We start from the raw sequence: 17,969 nt of genomic DNA, 5'->3' as shown, positions 1-17,969 counted from the left end.
TCCCAACCGTTTGGGGGCTAACGTGGCAGAAGTCCAAACCACCAATTCGAACACCGCGCTCGTGGCGGGCGGCCGTCGCGACGCACAGCAGGCCGACGCGGCCGGCCAGGAATTCCTGATCTTCACGCTTGGCGCCGAGGAATACGGCATCGACATCCTGAAGGTGCAGGAAATCCGCGGCTACGACAGCGTGACGCGCATCGCGAACGCGCCCGATTTCATCAAGGGCGTGATCAACCTGCGCGGCATCATCGTGCCGATCGTCGACATGCGGATCAAGTTCCATCTGGGCCGCGTCGAGTACGACCACCAGACCGTCGTCATCATTCTGAACGTCGCGCATCGCGTTGTCGGGATGGTCGTCGACGGCGTGTCGGACGTGCTCACGCTGTCCGCGGATCAGATCATGCCGGCGCCGGAATTCGGCGCGACGCTGACGGCCGAGTACCTGACGGGGCTTGGCACGGTCGAAGGCCGCATGCTGATCCTGATGGACATCGAAAAGCTGATGGTCAGCAAGGAAATGGCATTGATCGAGGCGTTCACGCACTGACGCGTGCGCCTCGCGGGCGGCGCCGCCTGCGCGGGCCGTGCCGACGCGAGTGCGCCAACGTTTGCCGCGCTCGCACACCACGACGGAGATTTTGGAAATGCTGCACAACTGGTCGATTCGCACGACGCTCACTGCCATGATGGCGCTGTTCGTCGCGTTGACCGTCGCGGTCGGCGCGCTTGCGCTCACGGCTCTGTCCAGCGCAGGCCGCTCGGTCGATACGCTTGCCGGCGACGATCTGCCGGCGATTCATGCGCTGGACGACGCGGGCAATTACCTGCTGCGTACGCGCATTTCGCTCGAACGCGTTCGCGTGCTGACGGAGGGCAACCATCCGGAAGAGGCGAAGAAGGTCCTCGATCGCTCGCAGGTGCTGCTCAACAAGGCGAACGAAGCCTGGCAGGACTATCAGAAAGCGTCCAAGGAAGGGCTCGATGCGGCGCTCTCGAGCGAGCTCGCCGCGCGCTATGCCACGCTGTTGCACGATGGCGTCGAGCCGGAGTTCGCCGCGGTACGCGCGGGCGACATGGCGGGCTATCACGCGATCGCCGACATGAAGATCAGCCCGATGTTCGTCGCCTTTGGCGACTCGGCGGACCGCGTACTGAAATCGCTGCGCGAGCGCGCCGAAGCGCTGCGGGCGGAGTCGAACGCGAGCATTTCGCTGATGAGCTCGCTCATCATCGGTGCGGTGATCGTGGCCATCGTGCTCGTCGTCGTGCTGCGCATCGCGCTGCGCAAGCTCATCGTCGGGCCGATCGACGACGCCGTCGAGCATTTCAGCCGCATTGCCGAGGGCGACCTTACTCGCCCGGTCGAAACGAAGGGCGGCAATGAGATCGGCCGCCTCTTCGCGGGCATCCGGCAGATGCAGACCAGCATCACGACGATGGTAAAGGCCATCCATAGCGGCACGGAATCGATCGACGTCGGCGCGCACGAAATCTCAGTCGGCAATACCGATCTTTCGCAGCGGACCGAGGAGCAGGCGTCGTCGCTGCAGCAGACCGCGTCGAGCATGGAGCAGCTCACGGGCACCGTGCGCCAGAACACCGAGAACGCGCGCCAGGCGAGCCAGCTCGCCGTGAATGCCTCCGAGATCGCGATGCGCGGCGGCGACGTGGTGAGCCAGGTCGTGACGACGATGCAGGATATCGCCACGAGCTCGAACAAGGTCGTGGACATCATCGGCGTGATCGAAGGCATCGCGTTTCAGACCAACATTCTGGCGCTCAATGCCGCCGTGGAAGCGGCGCGGGCCGGCGAGCAGGGGCGCGGCTTCGCCGTCGTCGCAGGCGAAGTGCGCAGCCTCGCGCAGCGCAGCGCGGCGGCCGCCAAGGAAATCAAGTCGCTTATCGGCGATTCGGCCGACAAGGTGGCGAGCGGCTCGGAGCTCGTCGGGCGGGCGGGTACGACGATGGACGAGATCGTCCAGGCCGTGCGCCGCGTGACCGACATCATGGGCGAGATCAGCGCCGCGTCGGAAGAGCAGTCGACGGGCATCGAAGGCGTGAACCGCGCCCTCGTGCAGATGGACGACGTGACGCAGCAAAACGCGGCGCTCGTGGAAGAGGCGGCGGCCGCCGCCGCGTCGCTCGAAGAGCAGACGCGCCAGCTCAAGGCGGTCGTTGGACGCTGGCGCATTCACGGCACGTTCGAGAGCACGCCGGCGGCGCCGGTTCAGCCCGCCAGCCGCGCCGCCTCGGCGGCGTCCGTCAGCGCCTCAAGCCCGACTAGCTCGGCCGCACGCAAGCCGGTGCTGCCGTCGGCCAGGCCCGCCGCGGCGAAGCCGCTCGACAAGCCGTCGAGCGCGGGCAAGGCCAAGGCGCTCACCGCCGCGGCTCCGGCAACGGCTCCGGCACCCGTTCCGTCTGCCGAGGCGCACGGCGCGAGCGAGGCCGCCGCCACGTCCGGCGCGCCGGCGAGCAAACCCGCTTCGACAGGGGTAAAGCCGGCGGCCAAATCTGCCGTCAAAGCGGTAACGAAGCCGGCTGCGAAGCCTGCCGCCAAACCCGCGCCGGCACCCGCGCCGGCGGTGGCGATGGCATCGGGCAAGTCGGACGACGATTGGGAAACATTCTGAACGCGGGCGCCGTGAAAACGAAGCGGTGAACCCGGGACGTTCCGAAGTTTGAAGGAAGGCGGGCGCGGTGCGGCAAGTGCGGCGCCCCGGTGGTGGAAGACAACGAGCATGTGGCATTTCGGCATCCTGCCCGCATACGGGCGACACATGGCGCTGCGCGGTCCCCGCGCCGGCAGGATGTTGGAAAGGCGGCGCGCGTGGCGCGGCTGTCATTGCGGAAATTGAGAGAAGGATCATGACGTCTGCGCGCGCATCACAAAGGCCTGAACGGCCCGACGCCGGCGGCGGGCTGCCCGAGCGGGGCGCTTTCGCCGATCGCGACTTCGAGTTCACGGGCAGCGACTTCGCCCGCATTCGCGAACTCATTCATCGGCGTGCTGGCATTTCCCTGTCGGAGCACAAGCGCGATATGGCCTACAGCCGGCTTGCGCGCCGTTTGCGCGCGCGCGGGCTCGACAGCTTTCGCCAGTACCTCGATCTGCTCGAGTCGGAGAACGACGCCGCCGAATGGGAAGCGTTCACGAACGCGCTGACCACGAACCTCACGGCCTTCTTCCGCGAGTCGCACCACTTTCCGATCCTCGCCGAGTTCGTGAAGCGTCGCCAGCAGCCGGTTTCGATCTGGTGCTCGGCGGCATCGACGGGCGAGGAGCCATATTCGATCGCGATGACGCTCGTCGAGGCGCTCGGCGATTCGGCCGCGCGCCAGGCGACGATACTCGCAACCGATCTCGATACGCAGGTGCTCGCGAAAGGCGAGTCCGGCGTCTATTCGCTCGATCAGGTCAAGCCGCTCTCGCAGGAGCGCCTGAAGCGCTTCTTCCTGAAAGGCACGGGCCAGCATGCGGGCCTCGTGAAGGTGCGGCCCGAGCTGCGCCAGATGATCAAGTTCCAGCAGCTGAACCTGACGGACGCCGATTACGGGCTGCGCACGCAGTTCGACGCGATCTTCTGTCGTAACGTGATGATCTATTTCGACAAGCCGACTCAAGGGCAGGTGCTCTCGCGCTTCGAGCCGCTCGTCAAGTCGGGCGGGCTGCTCTTCGCCGGCCATTCGGAGAACTTCACGTACGTGACCCAGGCGTTCCGGCTGCGTGGCCAGACCGTCTACGAGCTCACGCGCGACGTGGCGGGCGGGCGCGCGCCCCGCGCGCGGCAAGGCCAGGAGGCCGTAGCATGAGCCGCCTGCCCATTGCCAACAATCTCTATTTCGACACGCACTTCAACCGCCGCGGCGTGAAGCTGTTGCCGAACGAGTTCTATACGACGGGCGAGGACATGGTGCTCGTCACCGTGCTCGGCTCGTGTGTGGCCGCCTGCATCCACGACCGCACGGCCGGCATCGGCGGCATGAACCACTTCATGCTGCCCGACGACGGCGAGCCGGCGCAGGCGGCGTCCGAATCGATGCGTTACGGCGCCTTTGCAATGGAAGTGCTCATCAACGAGCTCATTAAAATGGGCGGCCGCAGAGAGCGCTTCGAGGCCAAGGTGTTTGGCGGCGCGGCCGTGCTGGCGGGCATGACGACGATCAACATCGGCGATCGCAATGCCGAGTTCGTCCGGCGCTATTTGGGGCTCGAAAAGATTCGCATCGTCGCCGAGGATCTGCAGGGCGTGCATCCGCGCAAGGTCGCGTTCATGCCGGCCACGGGGCAGGCGATGGTCAAGAAGTTGCGCCTGCAGCAGGAGCCGAACGTCGCCGAGCGCGAAGAGGCTCTCGCCAAGCAGGTGGCCGAAGCGCGCGCGGCGCGTCACGCTCGCGCGCTCGCAAAGCAGAACGCCGAGCTGTTCACGTCCGGCGCGGCGCCCGGGGCGGCCAAGCCGCGCATCGAGCTCTTCGGCGCGAGCCCGAAGCCGCGCATCGAGACGTTTGGATCGGGCTCGCTTGCGAAAGGCATGTTGGACAGCGCTAAGACCGTCAAGGAGGCGTGAAAGCTGTGCAGAAAATCAAAGTATTGTGTGTCGACGACTCGGCGCTGATCCGCAGCCTGATGACGGAGATCATCAATGACCAGCCGGACATGATGGTTTGCGCGACGGCACCCGATCCGCTCGTCGCGCGCGAGCTCATCAAGCAGCACAATCCCGACGTCCTCACGCTCGACGTCGAGATGCCGCGCATGGACGGGCTCGACTTCCTCGAAAAGCTCATGCGCCTGCGGCCGATGCCGGTCGTCATGGTGTCGTCGCTGACCGAGCGCGGCTCGGAAATCACGCTGCGCGCGCTCGAGCTGGGCGCCGTGGATTTCGTCACGAAGCCGAAGGTCGGCATTCGCGACGGCATGCTCGAATATTCGGAAAAACTTGCCGACAAGATCCGCGCCGCGTCGCGTGCCCGCGTGCGTCAGATCGTGGCGCACCATGCGCCCGCGCAGGCGCACCCGGGCGCCGCGGCGCCGGCTGCCGCCGCGCGCGCGCCGATGATCAACAACCCGCTCGTCAGTACCGAAAAGCTGATCATCGTCGGCGCATCGACGGGGGGCACCGAGGCGATTCGCGAACTGCTTACGCCGTTGCCGCCCGATGCGCCTGCCGTCATGATCGCGCAGCACATGCCGCCCGGTTTTACGAAATCGTTCGCACAACGCCTAAATGGTTTGTGCCGAATTACCGTTAAAGAGGCAGAGCACGGCGAACGCGTGCTGCCCGGACATGCGTATATTGCGCCTGGGCACGCACACTTGTTGCTCGCGCGCAGCGGGGCGAACTATATTGCGCACCTGTCGGACGATCCGCCGGTCAACCGGCACCGCCCTTCGGTGGACGTGCTGTTCCGCTCGGCGGCGCAGCATGCCGGCAAGAACGCGATCGGCGTGATTCTGACCGGCATGGGGCGCGATGGCGCCGCGGGTCTGTTAGACATGAGAAATGCGGGCGCATACACTCTTGCGCAAGATGAGGCGAGCTGCATCGTTTTTGGCATGCCGCGCGAGGCGATCGCGCTCGGTGCCGCCGACGAAGTCGCCCCTCTTTCGGAAATGAGTCGCCGCGTGATGGCACGCCTGGCGACGATGGGCGATCGAGTGCAGCGCGTCTAAGCGGCCAGGGCGACCGAGCCCGGTTTTGGCCGGCAGCCACGCGTTCGCGAAATTGGGGATAAAGGGACCAAGATGGACAAAAGCATGAAAATTCTGGTGGTGGACGACTTTCCGACAATGCGCCGGATCGTCCGCAACCTGCTGAAGGAGCTCGGCTACGCGAACGTCGACGAAGCGGAAGACGGCGCGGCGGGGCTCTCGCGCCTGCGCGGCGGCGGCTACGACTTCGTGATTTCGGACTGGAACATGCCGAACCTCGACGGGCTCGCCATGCTGCAGGAGATCCGCAAGGATCCGGCGCTTTCGCACCTGCCGGTGCTGATGGTGACGGCCGAGTCGAAGAAGGAAAACATCATCGCGGCGGCCCAGGCCGGCGCGAGCGGATATGTGGTGAAGCCGTTTACCGCTGCGACCCTCGACGAAAAGCTCACGAAGATCCTCGAGAAGATGCAGAAGGCAGGGTGATCATGGATGAGTCGACGAATCTAGGCGGACATGGCGGGGAGCATAGCTCCGATGCGGCAGACCGCATTCTGGCCCGTATTGGCCAGTTGACGAGGACGTTGCGCGATTCCATGCGCGAACTCGGCCTCGACAAGCATGTGGAGCGGGCCGCCGAGGTGGTGCCCGATGCGCGCGACCGCCTGAAGTACGTCGCGGCGATGACCGAACAGGCAGCCGAGCGCGTGCTGACCGCCATCGACGTTGCCAAGCCGATGCAGGACAAGCTCGAAAGCGATGCGTCTTCGCTCGACGCGCGCTGGGCCAAATGGTTCGAGGCGCCGATCGAGCGCGACGAAGTGCGGGCGCTGATGACGGAGACGCGCGAGTTCTTGGCTCGCGTGCCCGACACGACCACCGCCACGAACGCGCAACTGCTCGAAATCATGATGGCGCAGGACTTCCAGGATCTGACCGGCCAGGTCATCAAGAAGATCATGGATGTCGTCTACATCATCGAACAGCAATTGCTCGGCGTGCTCGTCGAAAATATCGCACCCGAGCGGCGCGAGCAGTTCGCGGCCACGGCGGCGCAGCTTGCTGCCGAGCCGAGCTCGACCGGCAGCCCCGCGTCGCTGCTCAACGGGCCGCAGATCAACCCCGAAGGCAAGACCGACGTCGTGCAGGATCAGCAGCAGGTCGACGATCTGCTCGCAAGCCTCGGGTTCTGACGAATCGGCATTCCTCGCTTCCCCTTTTTACACGGCGGGTCCGCGCTTGCGGTCCCGCCTTTTGTTGCTTGCGTGCGGCACACGGGCGCAGCGTGGCCGCGTGTTGTTTTATGACATTTGGGTGCAAATTTTGCAGGACATGCTAGTACCCCGAAATGCCTATGTAAGTTACATTCGAAATGATTTTGAGATGGCTGTGAGCGCGAGGGCCACGCGGTTTCAGGCGACGCTCCCAAAAAGACCACAAGGAGAACACTTGCTATGACTATCCGTTTCGTCCGCGTACTGTTGCCGGCCGCGATTGCCGCCGGCGCGGTCGCCGTTTGTGCACCGGCGTATGCCGTGCTCGGCGGCGCGCCGATGACGACGCCGTCCGGCGCCACCGCCAAAACCGTCAATCCCGTCGCCCGCGCGGCCTCGACCACGAGCACGTCGACGTCCACCGCATCGAGCGCGGCAGCCTATACCGTGAAAGAAACGACGCTTTCGTCCGGCACGGTCGTACGAGAATACGTAGGCACGGACGGCAACGTGTTCGGCATTGCGTGGAAGGGGCCGTTCGCGCCCGATCTGGCCACGCTGCTCGGCAGCTATTTCCCTCAATACACGAGCGCCGTCGAAGCGCAGCGTGCGCAGCGCGTGGGCCATGGCCCTGTCGCCGTCAAGCAATCGGGTCTCGTCGTTCACTCCGGTGGCCACATGGGCCTGTATTTCGGCAATGCCTATCTGCCCGATTCGCTGCCCTCCGGGCTGAGCGCGACCGATATCCAATAACCGACGGGGACGAGGGAGAACGATCTTGAACGCGAACAACGGATTCGTGCGCGCGTGGCGCGCACTGGGGGCGATAATCCTCGCTGCGGCGATGGCGGCCTGCGGCGGCGGTGGTGGCGATAGCGGCAGCAGTTCGAGCAGTTCCAACAGCAATGGCGCCAATCAGGTGACCGTTACCGTTTCCAATGCGACAGGCGTCGTCAACCTGCCGATGGTGAGCGTGACCGTATGCGCGCCCGGCAGCACAAGTAACTGCCAGACGATCAACAATATCCAGGTCGATACGATGTCCTACGGCCTGCGCATCGTGAATACGGCGATGTCGCAAGTGCTCGGCAGCCTTGCGGTCACGACCGATGGGAGCGGCAATCAGATTGCCGAATGTACCGTCTTCGCCGATGGCTACACCTGGGGCTCGGTGCGCAAGGCCGATGTGACGATCGGCGGCAAGACGGCGGGCAGCGTACCGGTCGCCGTAATCGGCGACATGTCGTCCTCGACGGTGCCGACGGTCTGCGCGAATACGGGCACGGCTGAAAACACCGTATCGGCGCTCGGCGCCAACGGCATTCTGGGCATCGGTGTGTCCCCGTATGACTGCGGTTCGAGTTGCGTGAATAGTGCCTCGGGCAGCCCGTACTTCAAGTGCCCGGGCGGTACCAGCTGCACTCAGACGACGGTCGCGCTCGCCGATCAAGTCACGAATCCGGTCGTCAAATTCTCGAGCGACAACAACGGGATTCTTTTGACGATGCCCGCGGTCAGCTCCAGTGGGGCGACGTCCGCAACCGGCACGATGACGTTCGGCATCGGTACACAGTCGAACAATGTGCTGTCCGCTTCGCAGAAATTCGGCACCGACTCCGGCGGCAACGTCAACGGCTCGTTCAACAGCGCGGCGCTGACAGCGGCGTTCTTCGACTCGGGGTCGAACGGCTATTTCTTCGAGGACAACTCGCTCACCACCTGCTCGCAAAGCGGCTATACAAGCTGGTACTGCCCGGCATCGGCCACCACACGCACGGTATCGGTGTCGAACGCATCGGGTGCGGCGGCGTCCGGTACGGTTACGCTGCCGATCCAGAGCGCGTTCACGCTGTTTAACAGCGGCAACTTCGCGTTCAACGACCTCGCGGGACACATCGGTCTGACAGGCTACTTCGACGTCGGCATGCCGTTCTTCTACGGCCGCACGGTCTATTTCGGCTACGACATGACGCAGGTCGGCGGCTCGCAGACCCCTTACGTCGCCTTCTGATTCCGCCCTACCTTTCGCCGTCCTTACGACCCGGATCGCCTTTTTCGAGGTGATCCGGGTTTTCCCTTATTAAGGCCGGCAAACCGATCACTCGAAATACACCCCTTTCCCCGTCCTTATCCGTCGATCGTCGGTTGCCCCCTACGGGAATAATTCCTCTCATTGAAAAGCGGCATGTTGCCGTGACCGGAGCGGAGAAAACCCCGTGGCAGAGGATAGCGACCTCGAAAAGACCGAATCAGCCACTCCCCGGCGCCTGGAGAAGGCGCGCGAGGAAGGGCAGGTTGCGCGTTCGCGGGAGCTTGCGACGTTCGCCTTGCTGTCGGCGGGCTTCTTCGGCGTCTGGGGGCTGTCCGGTTCGATCGGCATGCACCTGCAGTCGATGCTGCGGGGCGCGTTCACGTTCGATCACGCGTTTGCCCTCGACACGAACCGCATGCTGATCGGCGCCGGCACGGCCGGCATCGAGGGCATCAAGGCCGTCGCTCCGGTGCTCGCACTCGCGGGCGTGGCTGCCTTGATCGCGCCGATGGCGCTCGGCGGCTGGCTGCTCACGGCTAACGTGCTCCAGTTCAAGCCCGAGCGCGTCAATCCGATGACGGGCATGGGCCGCATCTTCTCGCTGAACGGTCCGATCCAGGTCGGCATGTCGCTCGCGAAGGTGCTCGTCGTCGGTGTGATCGGCACCCTGGCCGTCTGGCATCGCAAGGACGAAATCCTCGCACTGCCCACCGAATCGCTGACAGCCGCCATGGGGCATGGCCTCTCGCTGATTGCCGTGTGCTGCGGCACGACGGTAGGCGGGTTTTTCGTCATCGCCGCGCTCGACGTGCCGTATCAGCTTTGGCAGTACCACAAGAAGCTGCGCATGACGAAGGAAGAAGTGAAGCGCGAGCACCGCGAAAACGAAGGCGATCCGCACGTGAAGGGCCGCATTCGCCAGCAGCAGCGCGCGATGGCACGCCGCCGCATGATGACCAACGTGCCGAAGGCCGACGTGGTCGTGACCAACCCGACGCACTACGCCGTGGCGCTTCAGTACACCGATGGGCAGATGCGCGCGCCGAAGGTGGTCGCCAAGGGCGTGAACCTCGTGGCCGCCCGCATCCGCGAACTCGCGACCGAGCACAACGTGCCGCTGCTCGAAGCGCCGCCGCTTGCCCGGGCGCTCTATCACAACGTCGAACTGAACCGCGAAATCCCGGGCGTGCTTTACAACGCCGTGGCCGAGGTGCTCGCGTGGGTCTATCAACTGCGCCGGTTCCGCGCCGAGGGCGGCGACGTGCCGGCCGCGCCGACGGAACTCGACGTACCGGCGGAGATGGACAAGGGGCCTGTTTCGGAAGAGGACATGCGAGAAGAGGAAAACGAAGCGCTCGGCGCGGATAAGGGAGCAGCAGTATGAACGCACGCGTCGGAACCTTCTTCGGAAAGGGCCCGCAGATGCTGGCAGGAACGAACCTGCGCGCGCTCGCGGGTCCGATCCTGATCTGCATGATCCTGGGCATGATGATCCTGCCGTTGCCGGCATTCCTGCTCGATCTGCTCTTCACGTTCAATATCGCGCTGTCGGTGATGGTGCTGCTCGTCAGCATGTACACGATGAAGCCGCTCGATTTCGCGGCCTTCCCGAGCGTGCTGCTCTTCTCGACGCTGCTGCGGCTGTCGCTGAACGTCGCATCCACGCGTATCGTGCTGCTCGACGGCCATACGGGCCCGGCGGCGGCCGGCCGCGTCATCGAGGCGTTCGGCCACTTCCTCGTGGGTGGCAACTTCGCCGTCGGTATCGTGGTGTTCGCGATCCTCATGGTCATCAACTTCATGGTGATCACGAAGGGCGCGGGCCGTATCGCCGAAGTGGCCGCGCGCTTCACGCTCGACGCAATGCCCGGCAAGCAGATGGCCATCGACGCGGACCTGAACGCGGGCCTCATCAACGAAGAAGGCGCACGCAAGCGCCGTCTCGCGGTGTCGCAGGAAGCCGAGTTCTACGGCGCGATGGACGGTGCCTCGAAGTTCGTGCGCGGCGACGCGATCGCGGGCCTCATCATCATGGTCGTGAACGTGTTCGGCGGGCTCATCGTCGGCATGGTCCAGCACAACATGGATTTCGCCTCGGCGGGCACGACCTACACGCTGCTGACGATCGGCGACGGCCTCGTCGCGCAGATCCCGTCGCTCATCATCTCGACCGCGGCCGGCGTGATCGTCTCGCGCGTGGCCACCGACGAAGACATCGGCACCCAGCTCACGGGGCAGCTCTTCACGAACCCGCGCGTGCTGATGATCACCGGCGTCATCATCGTCGTGCTTGGCCTGATTCCCGGCATGCCGCACTTCGCCTTCCTGCTGCTCGGCGGCGGCGCCGTGCAGCTCGGCCGCACGATGAAAAAGCGCGCCGAGCGCGCGAAGGCGAGCGCCGTGCTCGTGGATGCCGCTCCGGCCGTCGCCGCGCCTGTCGAAGCGACCGAGGCGAGCTGGGACGACGTGACGCTCATCGACACGCTCGGCCTCGAAGTCGGCTACCGGCTCATCCCGCTCGTCGACAAGAACACCGACGGCGAACTGCTCAAGCGCATCAAGAGCATCCGCAAGAAGTTTGCGCAGGAAATCGGCTTTCTGCCGCCCGTCATCCACATCCGCGACAACCTCGAGCTGCGTCCGAACGGTTACCGCATCAGCCTCAAGGGCGTGGAAGTGGGCGTGGGCGAGGGCTACCCGGGCCAGTGGCTCGCGATCAACCCGGGCCAAGTCACGGCCGCCCTGCCGGGCACGCCGACCCAGGACCCCGCGTTCGGTCTGCCGGCCGTCTGGATCGACACGAATCTGCGCGAGCAGGCCCAGGTGTACGGCTACACCGTGGTCGATGCGAGCACCGTGGTGGCCACGCACCTGAACCACCTCGTGGTCCAGCATGCCGCCGAGCTGCTCGGCCGCCAGGAAGTGCAGGCGCTCCTCACGCGCATCGGCAAGGACGCCCCGTCGCTCGTCGAGGATCTCGTGCCGAAGACGCTGTCGCTCTCGACGCTGCAAAAGGTCCTGCAAAACCTGCTCGAGGAAGGCGTGCCCATCCGCGATATGCGCACGATCCTCGAGTCGCTCAGCGAGCAGACCGCGAAGTCGGGCGATGCCCACGAACTGACCGCCCTCGTGCGCCTCGCGCTCGGCCGTGCGATCACGCAGCAGTGGTACCCGGGCAATGGCGAAATGCAGGTCATGGGACTCGATTCGAATCTGGAGCGCGTGCTTTCCGGCGCGCTCTCCACGGGCAACAACCCTGGCCTCGAGCCGGGTCTCGCCCACACGCTTCTGACGGAGACGCAGCGCGCGATCATCCGTCAACAGAACGCCGGGCTGCCGCCGGTACTGCTCGTGCAGCACGCGCTGCGCACGATGCTCGCGCGATTCCTGCGCCGCAGCCTGCCTCAATTGAAAGTGCTCTCGTATGCCGAAGTGCCCGAGACGCGCACGATCAAAGTCGTTAACCTCATCGGGGGTCTAGCTTGAACATTCGTAAATTCATTGGCGCCACGAGCCGCGATGCCTTGCGTCTCGTGCGCGAGGCCCTCGGTGCCGATGCAGTCGTTCTGTCCAACCGCACCAACGAAGACGGCACTGTCGAAATCGTCGCCGTTGCCGATACCGAATTCGCCGCGATCGCGCCGGCCTCGAACGATACCGCTTCGTCTTCCCACGGCGGTTACCGTTCGCAGGGCTACGACTTGCCGGACGCGCGTCCCGCTATCGCGACGCCTGCTGCCGTGCTGCCGGCTGCGGCCCTGCCGCCTGCGGTACCGGGCGTGATGGCCGCGAACCCGTATGCGAGCGGTGCCAACGGTATGCCCGACGTGTTTTCCGCCGTGTTCGGCGCGAGCCCGGAAGTCGGCGCCAACGGCGCGCCCGCAACCGATGCGGCGAGCGTGGCCGCCGCCGCGCGGTCGCGCGGCGAGACGAAGCCGATGCGTGCCGCGCCGGCCGCCGCCCGCCCTGCGGCCGCGGCGCCGGTCGAGCCGAAGCCGGCCGCCGCCGAGCCGGCGCAGACGATGGCCGAGTCGAACCCCTGGCTGATCGATCACGCACAGCGCATCGCTGCCCAGCAGCAGCGCGCCGCGCATACGGCGAGCCCCGTGAAGGCGCGGCCGATGACGCCGGCCGCCGCCGCGGCGCGAGGCCTCGGCGCGACGGGCAAGATCCTGTCGCCCGACGAACTGCTCGCGGCCGAGACGCCCGACTGGGCACAAGAGGCAGCCGACGTGGCGGCACGCCGCGCGATTCCGCGCATCACGCCGGCGTTCGAGGGCCTGGGCCCGCGTGCGCAAGGCGCGAGCGATGCGGATGCGGCGGCGATCAACGAAGCGGTGCGCGCGCGCATCGAGGAAGTCGTGAATCAGACCGTCATGAACGAGCTTTCGTCGATGCGCGGGATGATGGAAGAACAATTCGCGGGCCTCGTCTGGGCCGAGCGCCAGCGCCGCAACCCGGTGCAGGGCGAGCTCACGAAGCAGCTCTTCGCGGCCGGCTTCTCGGCTCAGCTCGTGCGCACGATCGTCGACCGCCTGCCCGAACAGGAGAACGTGGATGCTGGCATGGAGTGGGTGCAGTCGGTGCTCGCTACGAACCTGCCAGTGCTCGAGAACGAAGACGCGCTGATGGAGCGCGGCGGCGTGTTCGCGCTGATGGGGCCGACGGGCGTGGGCAAGACTACGACGACGGCCAAGCTCGCCGCGCGCTGCGTGATGCGTTTCGGTGCGAGCAAGGTCGCACTGCTCACGACCGACAGCTACCGGATCGGCGGCCACGAGCAACTGCGCATCTTCGGCAAGATCCTCGGCGTGTCGGTGCACGCGGTCAAGGATGCAGCCGACCTGCAATTGGCCCTGACCGAGCTGCGCAACAAGCACATCGTGCTGATCGACACGATCGGCATGAGCCAGCGCGACCGCTCGGTGTCCGACCAGATTGCGATGCTCTGCGGCGCGGGCCTGCCCGTTCAGCGCCTGTTGCTGCTCAACGCGACGAGCCATGCCGATACGCTCAACGAAGTGGTGCAGGCCTACCGCAGCACGGAAGGCCAGCCCGAACTCGCGGGCTGCATCCTGACGAAGCTCGACGAGGCGACGAACCTCGGCGGCGTGCTCGATACCGTGATTCGCTACAAGCTGCCGGTGCACTACGTTTCGACGGGCCAGAAAGTGCCCGAGAACCTGTACGTGGCCACGAAAAAGTTCTTGATCAAGAGCGCGTTCTGCATTCCGCGCGGCGGATCGCCGTTCGTGCCGCACGACGACGACATCCCCGCCTTGCTCTCCTCGCTCTCGAGCCGTTCCAACGCAGAATTGCATGAGGTCCGCTTTGGATAAACACGTCACCGACCAAGCCGAAGGGCTGCGCCGGCTGCTCGCGAAGAGCGGCTCGCGCGTCGTAGCGGTCACCGGAGGGCCTGTGGGCGTCGGCTGTACGTCGACGGTCGTCAATCTCGCGGCAGCGCTCGCGGGGCTTGGCAAGGACGTGCTCGTCATCGACGAGTGCCTCGGCGCCCACTCCGTCTCGGCGATGGTGGGCGGGGTGCAGAGCGCGGGCAACCTGCGAGCGTTTCTGGACGGACAGATCGGGATCGAGGATGCCGCGCCGCGTCACGCACTTGGTTTTTCGGTGCTCGCCGCGTCGCGCGAAAACTGCGCGGGCTACAGCGCCGCGCAACTGGGCGCGATGCTCTCCGGGCCGGCCGACGTGGTGTTGATCGACGCGCGGCTCGACCGCCGGGGCGCGCTTTCCGCGCTGGCCGCGCAGGCGCACGACGTGATGGTTGTCACGCGGGTGGCTGCGCAGGCGATCACGGAAGCGTATGCGTGCATGAAGCGCCTGCACTACGAACACGCGATTGCGCAGTTCCGCGTGCTCGTCAACCACGTATCGAGCCCGGCGGACGCGCATACGACGTTCGACAACCTCGCCGAGGTGGCTGCGCGCTACTTGACCGTATCGATTGCGGACGCCGGATGCGTCGCTATCGATCCGCTGATGGAACGATCGCTCGAACTCGGGCGCTGTGTGGTCGACGCTTACCCGTCGGCGCCGGCAGCCCGCGATTTCCGGCATGTTGCGGCGGAAATGCTTTATTGGCCGATGCGTGCGGTGACGCGCGAATCGGTAACCGTGCGCACGGCAATGCCGGCGTCGGCACTCGCCGATGCCACCGCCGCGCGCCACCACGCTTGAAACGTTAGGGACAGGAGAAGGGGGCCCTCGATGTACAACGCTCAGGGGAAAATGTCCCAGACGGATGTGTTGACCCAATATGCACCGCTCGTGCGGAGACTTGGTTTGCAGCTCGTGGCGAAGATGCCGGCGAGCGTCGATCTGGACGATCTGATTCAGGCCGGGATGATTGGCCTGCTCGATGCGGCGAGCCGCTACAAGGAAGACCAGGGTGCGCAGTTCGAGACGTACGCGAGCCAGCGCATCCGCGGTGCGATGCTCGACGAACTGCGCAACAACGACTGGCTGCCGCGCAGCCTGCGCAAGACGTCGCGCGAGGTCGAATCCGCCGTGCATAAGGTCGAGCAGCGGCTCGGGCGCTCGGCGAGCGAGACCGAAGTGGCCGAGCATATGGACATGCCGCTCGACAGCTATCAGTCGATGCTGCAGGACCTGCACGGCGCGCAGTTGATCTACTACGAAGACTTCGATCGCTCGGCTGACGACGAACCGTTCCTCGACCGCTACTGCGTCGATCATACGGACCCGCTCTCGGCGCTGCTCGACGATAGCCTGCGTGCGGCGCTGGTCGAAGCGATCGAAAAGCTGCCCGAGCGGGAGAAGCTGCTGATGTCGCTGTACTACGAGCGCGGGATGAACCTGCGCGAGATCGGTGCGGTGATGGAAGTCAGCGAATCGCGCGTGTGCCAGTTGCACAGCCAGGCCGTGGCGCGGCTGCGCGCGCGGTTGAAGGAAATGGCCTGGGCCAGCGTCGATTGAGACGTATGAGCTGTTGCGGTCCCGCGAGTTTGCGCGCGGGGCTGGATGGTTGTTAGATCAGTGGCGTCTTGCCGGGCAGCGGTTCGCCCAGCATCAGCGTGGCGCCTGTGTGCGCGGACGTCAGCGATACCTGCACGAAGCTGTTCGTCGGTGCATAAACGCGGAGAACGCTTTCGAACGCGTGGGCGAGCGTGCTGATCGCGCAGTCCTCGAGCGCGGCATCGTCGATCGACACGCGCACGCGAATCCCGCGCGCCAACATCGGCTGCGGCTCCATCGGCAACCATTCGAGCGCCAGTTCGCAGGCCAGGCCGGCGATTCCGTCGATATGCCGCTGCGCACCCGACGTGTGTGCGGGCAGGTGCAGTTCGAGTAACGCCTTGAAGGTGGGCAAGCCGTTTTCCATCAAGGCCGTCGCGTTCGCCGGCATCATGCCGATCATGTCCCACATCTGCCTGGGTTTGTGCGGCCGGACCGTGCTTGTCGTGGGGGAGCATAGCATCGCTATGCGGCCGGAGATGGCGCTTTGGGCATAAGCGAAATCGCCGCGCGGATCGCCCGTTTCCAACGCCGCCGGGAAGTTGCCGTTCGTGCACCGCAGGTCCGCTTCGATCTGATGGGCATCCACTTCCACGGTGGAACCGCGCTCGTCGACGAGCGTGAGCAGCATGTCACGCCCCGATACCAGTTCGGCAAGCCGACCGCCGCGCTCGGCGTGCCAATAGATGGCCTGTTGCGTCCCGAGATGAGGAAGCGAGTAGTAAGGTTGGATTGTCGTGATATTGGCTTCTTTGGTATCCCGTTCCTTGAGCCGCACTTCGTCGATCCAGTAGACCGAGGCATCGGACGTGAGCAATGTCTGCGGCACGACCGGATAGACAGCCGTGTCGACTTCCTTCAGCAATACCGGTTCGGCCGGGCACTCGAACAGATTGATAACGGGCGTGCAATGGAGCCTGAAATTCGCGGCGCTTAGCGTAGCGAGGGCGCGCGCAGGCGAGGAGTCATAAGGCAAGTCCTCGATTGGCAAGTGAATGGTTACCTGCCGGCACGGGCCTGTGATTTTCAGGAGCGCGGCGATATCGATGTCGACGAAATCGAATTTTTCGGGGAAAGCGAAATACTCGAGCAGCAAGCGGAATTGAGATTGGGCGGAGGCGTTCCGCTCGATCAGGGCTTCGTCGTCGCGAAAGCCTGCTGGCGAGAAGGGCACCGCGTCCAATGCGAGCCACTGGCCGGTGCTGTCGGCCTCGACCTGTGCGCTCGTTGCGCGCAGAAGGAGCGTGTCGAGGGTTGCCGCTACCGTGCGACGGTTACCGTCGATGAATACGCGGGCGCGTGGCGGGATGGCGGTGGTTGCTGCCGGCAGCGCGAGCGTAATCGAGAGAATGCCCGTCGTGCGCTCGCGCAATCGGGCTTTGGCGGGCGCGGAAGAGGGCAACGTATAACGCGCCTCGGTGATCCGCAGTGGGGAGAATACGACGTCGTAAGCGGTGCGGAACGTGTACTCGCCGGTACGCGTTTTCAGTTCGGCGCCGCGTTCGATGACGGCGGGGCTCGCCAGCTTGGCAACCGTATCCGTTCCGGCGAAATGCGCGATCGAGCAGGAGGGGAAGGGGCGCAGGTATTCCGGATACACCAGCTCGAGCAGCGCCGTGGTGAATTCGGGGTAATCGTCGTTGATGCGGGTGCTCGCGCGTGCGTAGAGGAACGCGGCGGATTGCAGTAACCGCTCGACGTGCGGGTCTTCGGAATGCTCGCCCGCGATGGCCAGCCGGGCCGCAGCTTTCGGGTGACGTTTCGCGAATTCGGCCATCGAACGGCGCAGTATCGCAAGCTCGCGTTCGTATTCGGGGAGTAGGTGGTCGGTCACGGTTGGTTCCTTGGCGCGGGGCTCGGAGTTGCATTCGGCCGCAGTGTAGAACTGCACAGCGTTGAGGCCGCTTGCTTCGCCAACAAATCAGCCTTTTGTCCGAGTGAAGATAGGTTGCGCCCGCATGGACGAAGGCAGGGTGATGGAAATCGGCGTCGCACCATGGGACGTTTTGATGCGCGAATGCGGTGCGCTGGCCAGCGCATCTCCTCCATGACTATGGCTGTCGCCTTCGAC

The 17,969-nt window shown here is 65.2% G+C and carries 15 protein-coding genes; 14 read left to right on the top strand and 1 reads right to left on the bottom strand.

The genetic code is table 11. The annotated features are described in order from the left end of the window. Positions 1-22: 22 nt before the first annotated feature. The 14 genes from U0034_RS09245 to U0034_RS09180 all read left to right on the top strand — a co-directional run bounded on the left by U0034_RS09245 (position 23) and on the right by U0034_RS09180 (position 15,859). Complete coding sequence (locus U0034_RS09245) at positions 23-553, top strand: chemotaxis protein CheW (RefSeq protein WP_085230589.1); 531 nt, start codon at positions 23-25, stop codon at positions 551-553. Between the two features lie 97 nt (positions 554-650). Further along, on the top strand, positions 651-2,636 hold the full coding sequence (locus U0034_RS09240) for a methyl-accepting chemotaxis protein (RefSeq protein WP_085230588.1): 1,986 nt from the start codon (positions 651-653) through the stop codon (positions 2,634-2,636). A 235-nt stretch (positions 2,637-2,871) separates the two neighbouring features. Continuing rightward, positions 2,872-3,816 (top strand): CheR family methyltransferase, encoded by a 945-nt coding sequence (locus U0034_RS09235; protein ID WP_085230587.1) that lies wholly within the window; start codon positions 2,872-2,874, stop codon positions 3,814-3,816. Then, complete coding sequence (gene cheD, locus U0034_RS09230; RefSeq protein ID WP_085230586.1) at positions 3,813-4,571, top strand: chemoreceptor glutamine deamidase CheD; 759 nt, start codon at positions 3,813-3,815, stop codon at positions 4,569-4,571. The genes U0034_RS09235 and cheD overlap by 4 nt, the downstream gene beginning before the upstream one ends. 59 nt (positions 4,572-4,630) lie before the next feature. Continuing rightward, positions 4,631-5,677, top strand: coding sequence for a protein-glutamate methylesterase/protein-glutamine glutaminase (locus U0034_RS09225; protein ID WP_327197054.1), 1,047 nt, complete (start codon positions 4,631-4,633; stop codon positions 5,675-5,677). Between the two features lie 72 nt (positions 5,678-5,749). Further along, complete coding sequence (cheY, locus tag U0034_RS09220; protein WP_085230585.1) at positions 5,750-6,142, top strand: chemotaxis response regulator CheY; 393 nt, start codon at positions 5,750-5,752, stop codon at positions 6,140-6,142. Positions 6,143-6,144: 2 nt separating this feature from the next. Then, on the top strand, positions 6,145-6,849 hold the full coding sequence (gene cheZ, locus U0034_RS09215) for a protein phosphatase CheZ (RefSeq protein ID WP_085230584.1): 705 nt from the start codon (positions 6,145-6,147) through the stop codon (positions 6,847-6,849). A 261-nt stretch (positions 6,850-7,110) separates the two neighbouring features. Beyond that, positions 7,111-7,623 carry a DUF2844 domain-containing protein gene (locus U0034_RS09210; RefSeq protein WP_085230583.1) on the top strand — a complete coding sequence of 171 codons (513 nt, stop codon included), beginning with the start codon at positions 7,111-7,113 and terminating at the stop codon, positions 7,621-7,623. 25 nt (positions 7,624-7,648) lie between these two features. Beyond that, the gene (locus tag U0034_RS09205; protein WP_233211872.1) at positions 7,649-8,881 is read left to right on the top strand and encodes a DUF3443 domain-containing protein; all 1,233 of its coding nucleotides are present in this window, start codon (positions 7,649-7,651) and stop codon (positions 8,879-8,881) included. 205 nt (positions 8,882-9,086) lie between these two features. After that, positions 9,087-10,286, top strand: a complete 1,200-nt coding sequence (flhB, locus tag U0034_RS09200) for a flagellar biosynthesis protein FlhB (protein ID WP_085230582.1) — start codon at positions 9,087-9,089, stop codon at positions 10,284-10,286. Next, entirely contained in the window at positions 10,283-12,388 is a 2,106-nt protein-coding gene (gene flhA / locus U0034_RS09195; RefSeq protein ID WP_085230581.1) for a flagellar biosynthesis protein FlhA, read from the top strand. The genes flhB and flhA overlap by 4 nt, the downstream gene beginning before the upstream one ends. Beyond that, positions 12,385-14,241 carry a flagellar biosynthesis protein FlhF gene (gene flhF / locus U0034_RS09190; RefSeq protein ID WP_085230580.1) on the top strand — a complete coding sequence of 619 codons (1,857 nt, stop codon included), beginning with the start codon at positions 12,385-12,387 and terminating at the stop codon, positions 14,239-14,241. The genes flhA and flhF overlap by 4 nt, the downstream gene beginning before the upstream one ends. Further along, the gene (locus tag U0034_RS09185) at positions 14,234-15,100 is read left to right on the top strand and encodes a MinD/ParA family ATP-binding protein (RefSeq protein WP_085230579.1); all 867 of its coding nucleotides are present in this window, start codon (positions 14,234-14,236) and stop codon (positions 15,098-15,100) included. Before flhF ends, U0034_RS09185 begins: the two co-directional genes overlap by 8 nt. A 30-nt stretch (positions 15,101-15,130) precedes the next feature. Further along, the gene (locus tag U0034_RS09180; protein WP_085230578.1) at positions 15,131-15,859 is read left to right on the top strand and encodes an RNA polymerase sigma factor FliA; all 729 of its coding nucleotides are present in this window, start codon (positions 15,131-15,133) and stop codon (positions 15,857-15,859) included. Positions 15,860-15,911: 52 nt separating this feature from the next. On the opposite strand, the gene tssF is transcribed toward U0034_RS09180, so the two are convergent. Continuing rightward, positions 15,912-17,732: a type VI secretion system baseplate subunit TssF gene (gene tssF / locus U0034_RS09175; RefSeq protein WP_139831225.1), complete on the bottom strand. Its 1,821-nt coding sequence runs from the start codon at positions 17,730-17,732 to the stop codon at positions 15,912-15,914. Positions 17,733-17,969 lie beyond the last annotated feature (237 nt).

The sequence above is a fragment of the Trinickia caryophylli genome, from assembly GCF_034424545.1.
Taxonomy (GTDB): Bacteria; Pseudomonadota; Gammaproteobacteria; order Burkholderiales; family Burkholderiaceae; genus Trinickia; species Trinickia caryophylli.
This window is presented reverse-complemented; position numbering and strand designations above follow the sequence as displayed.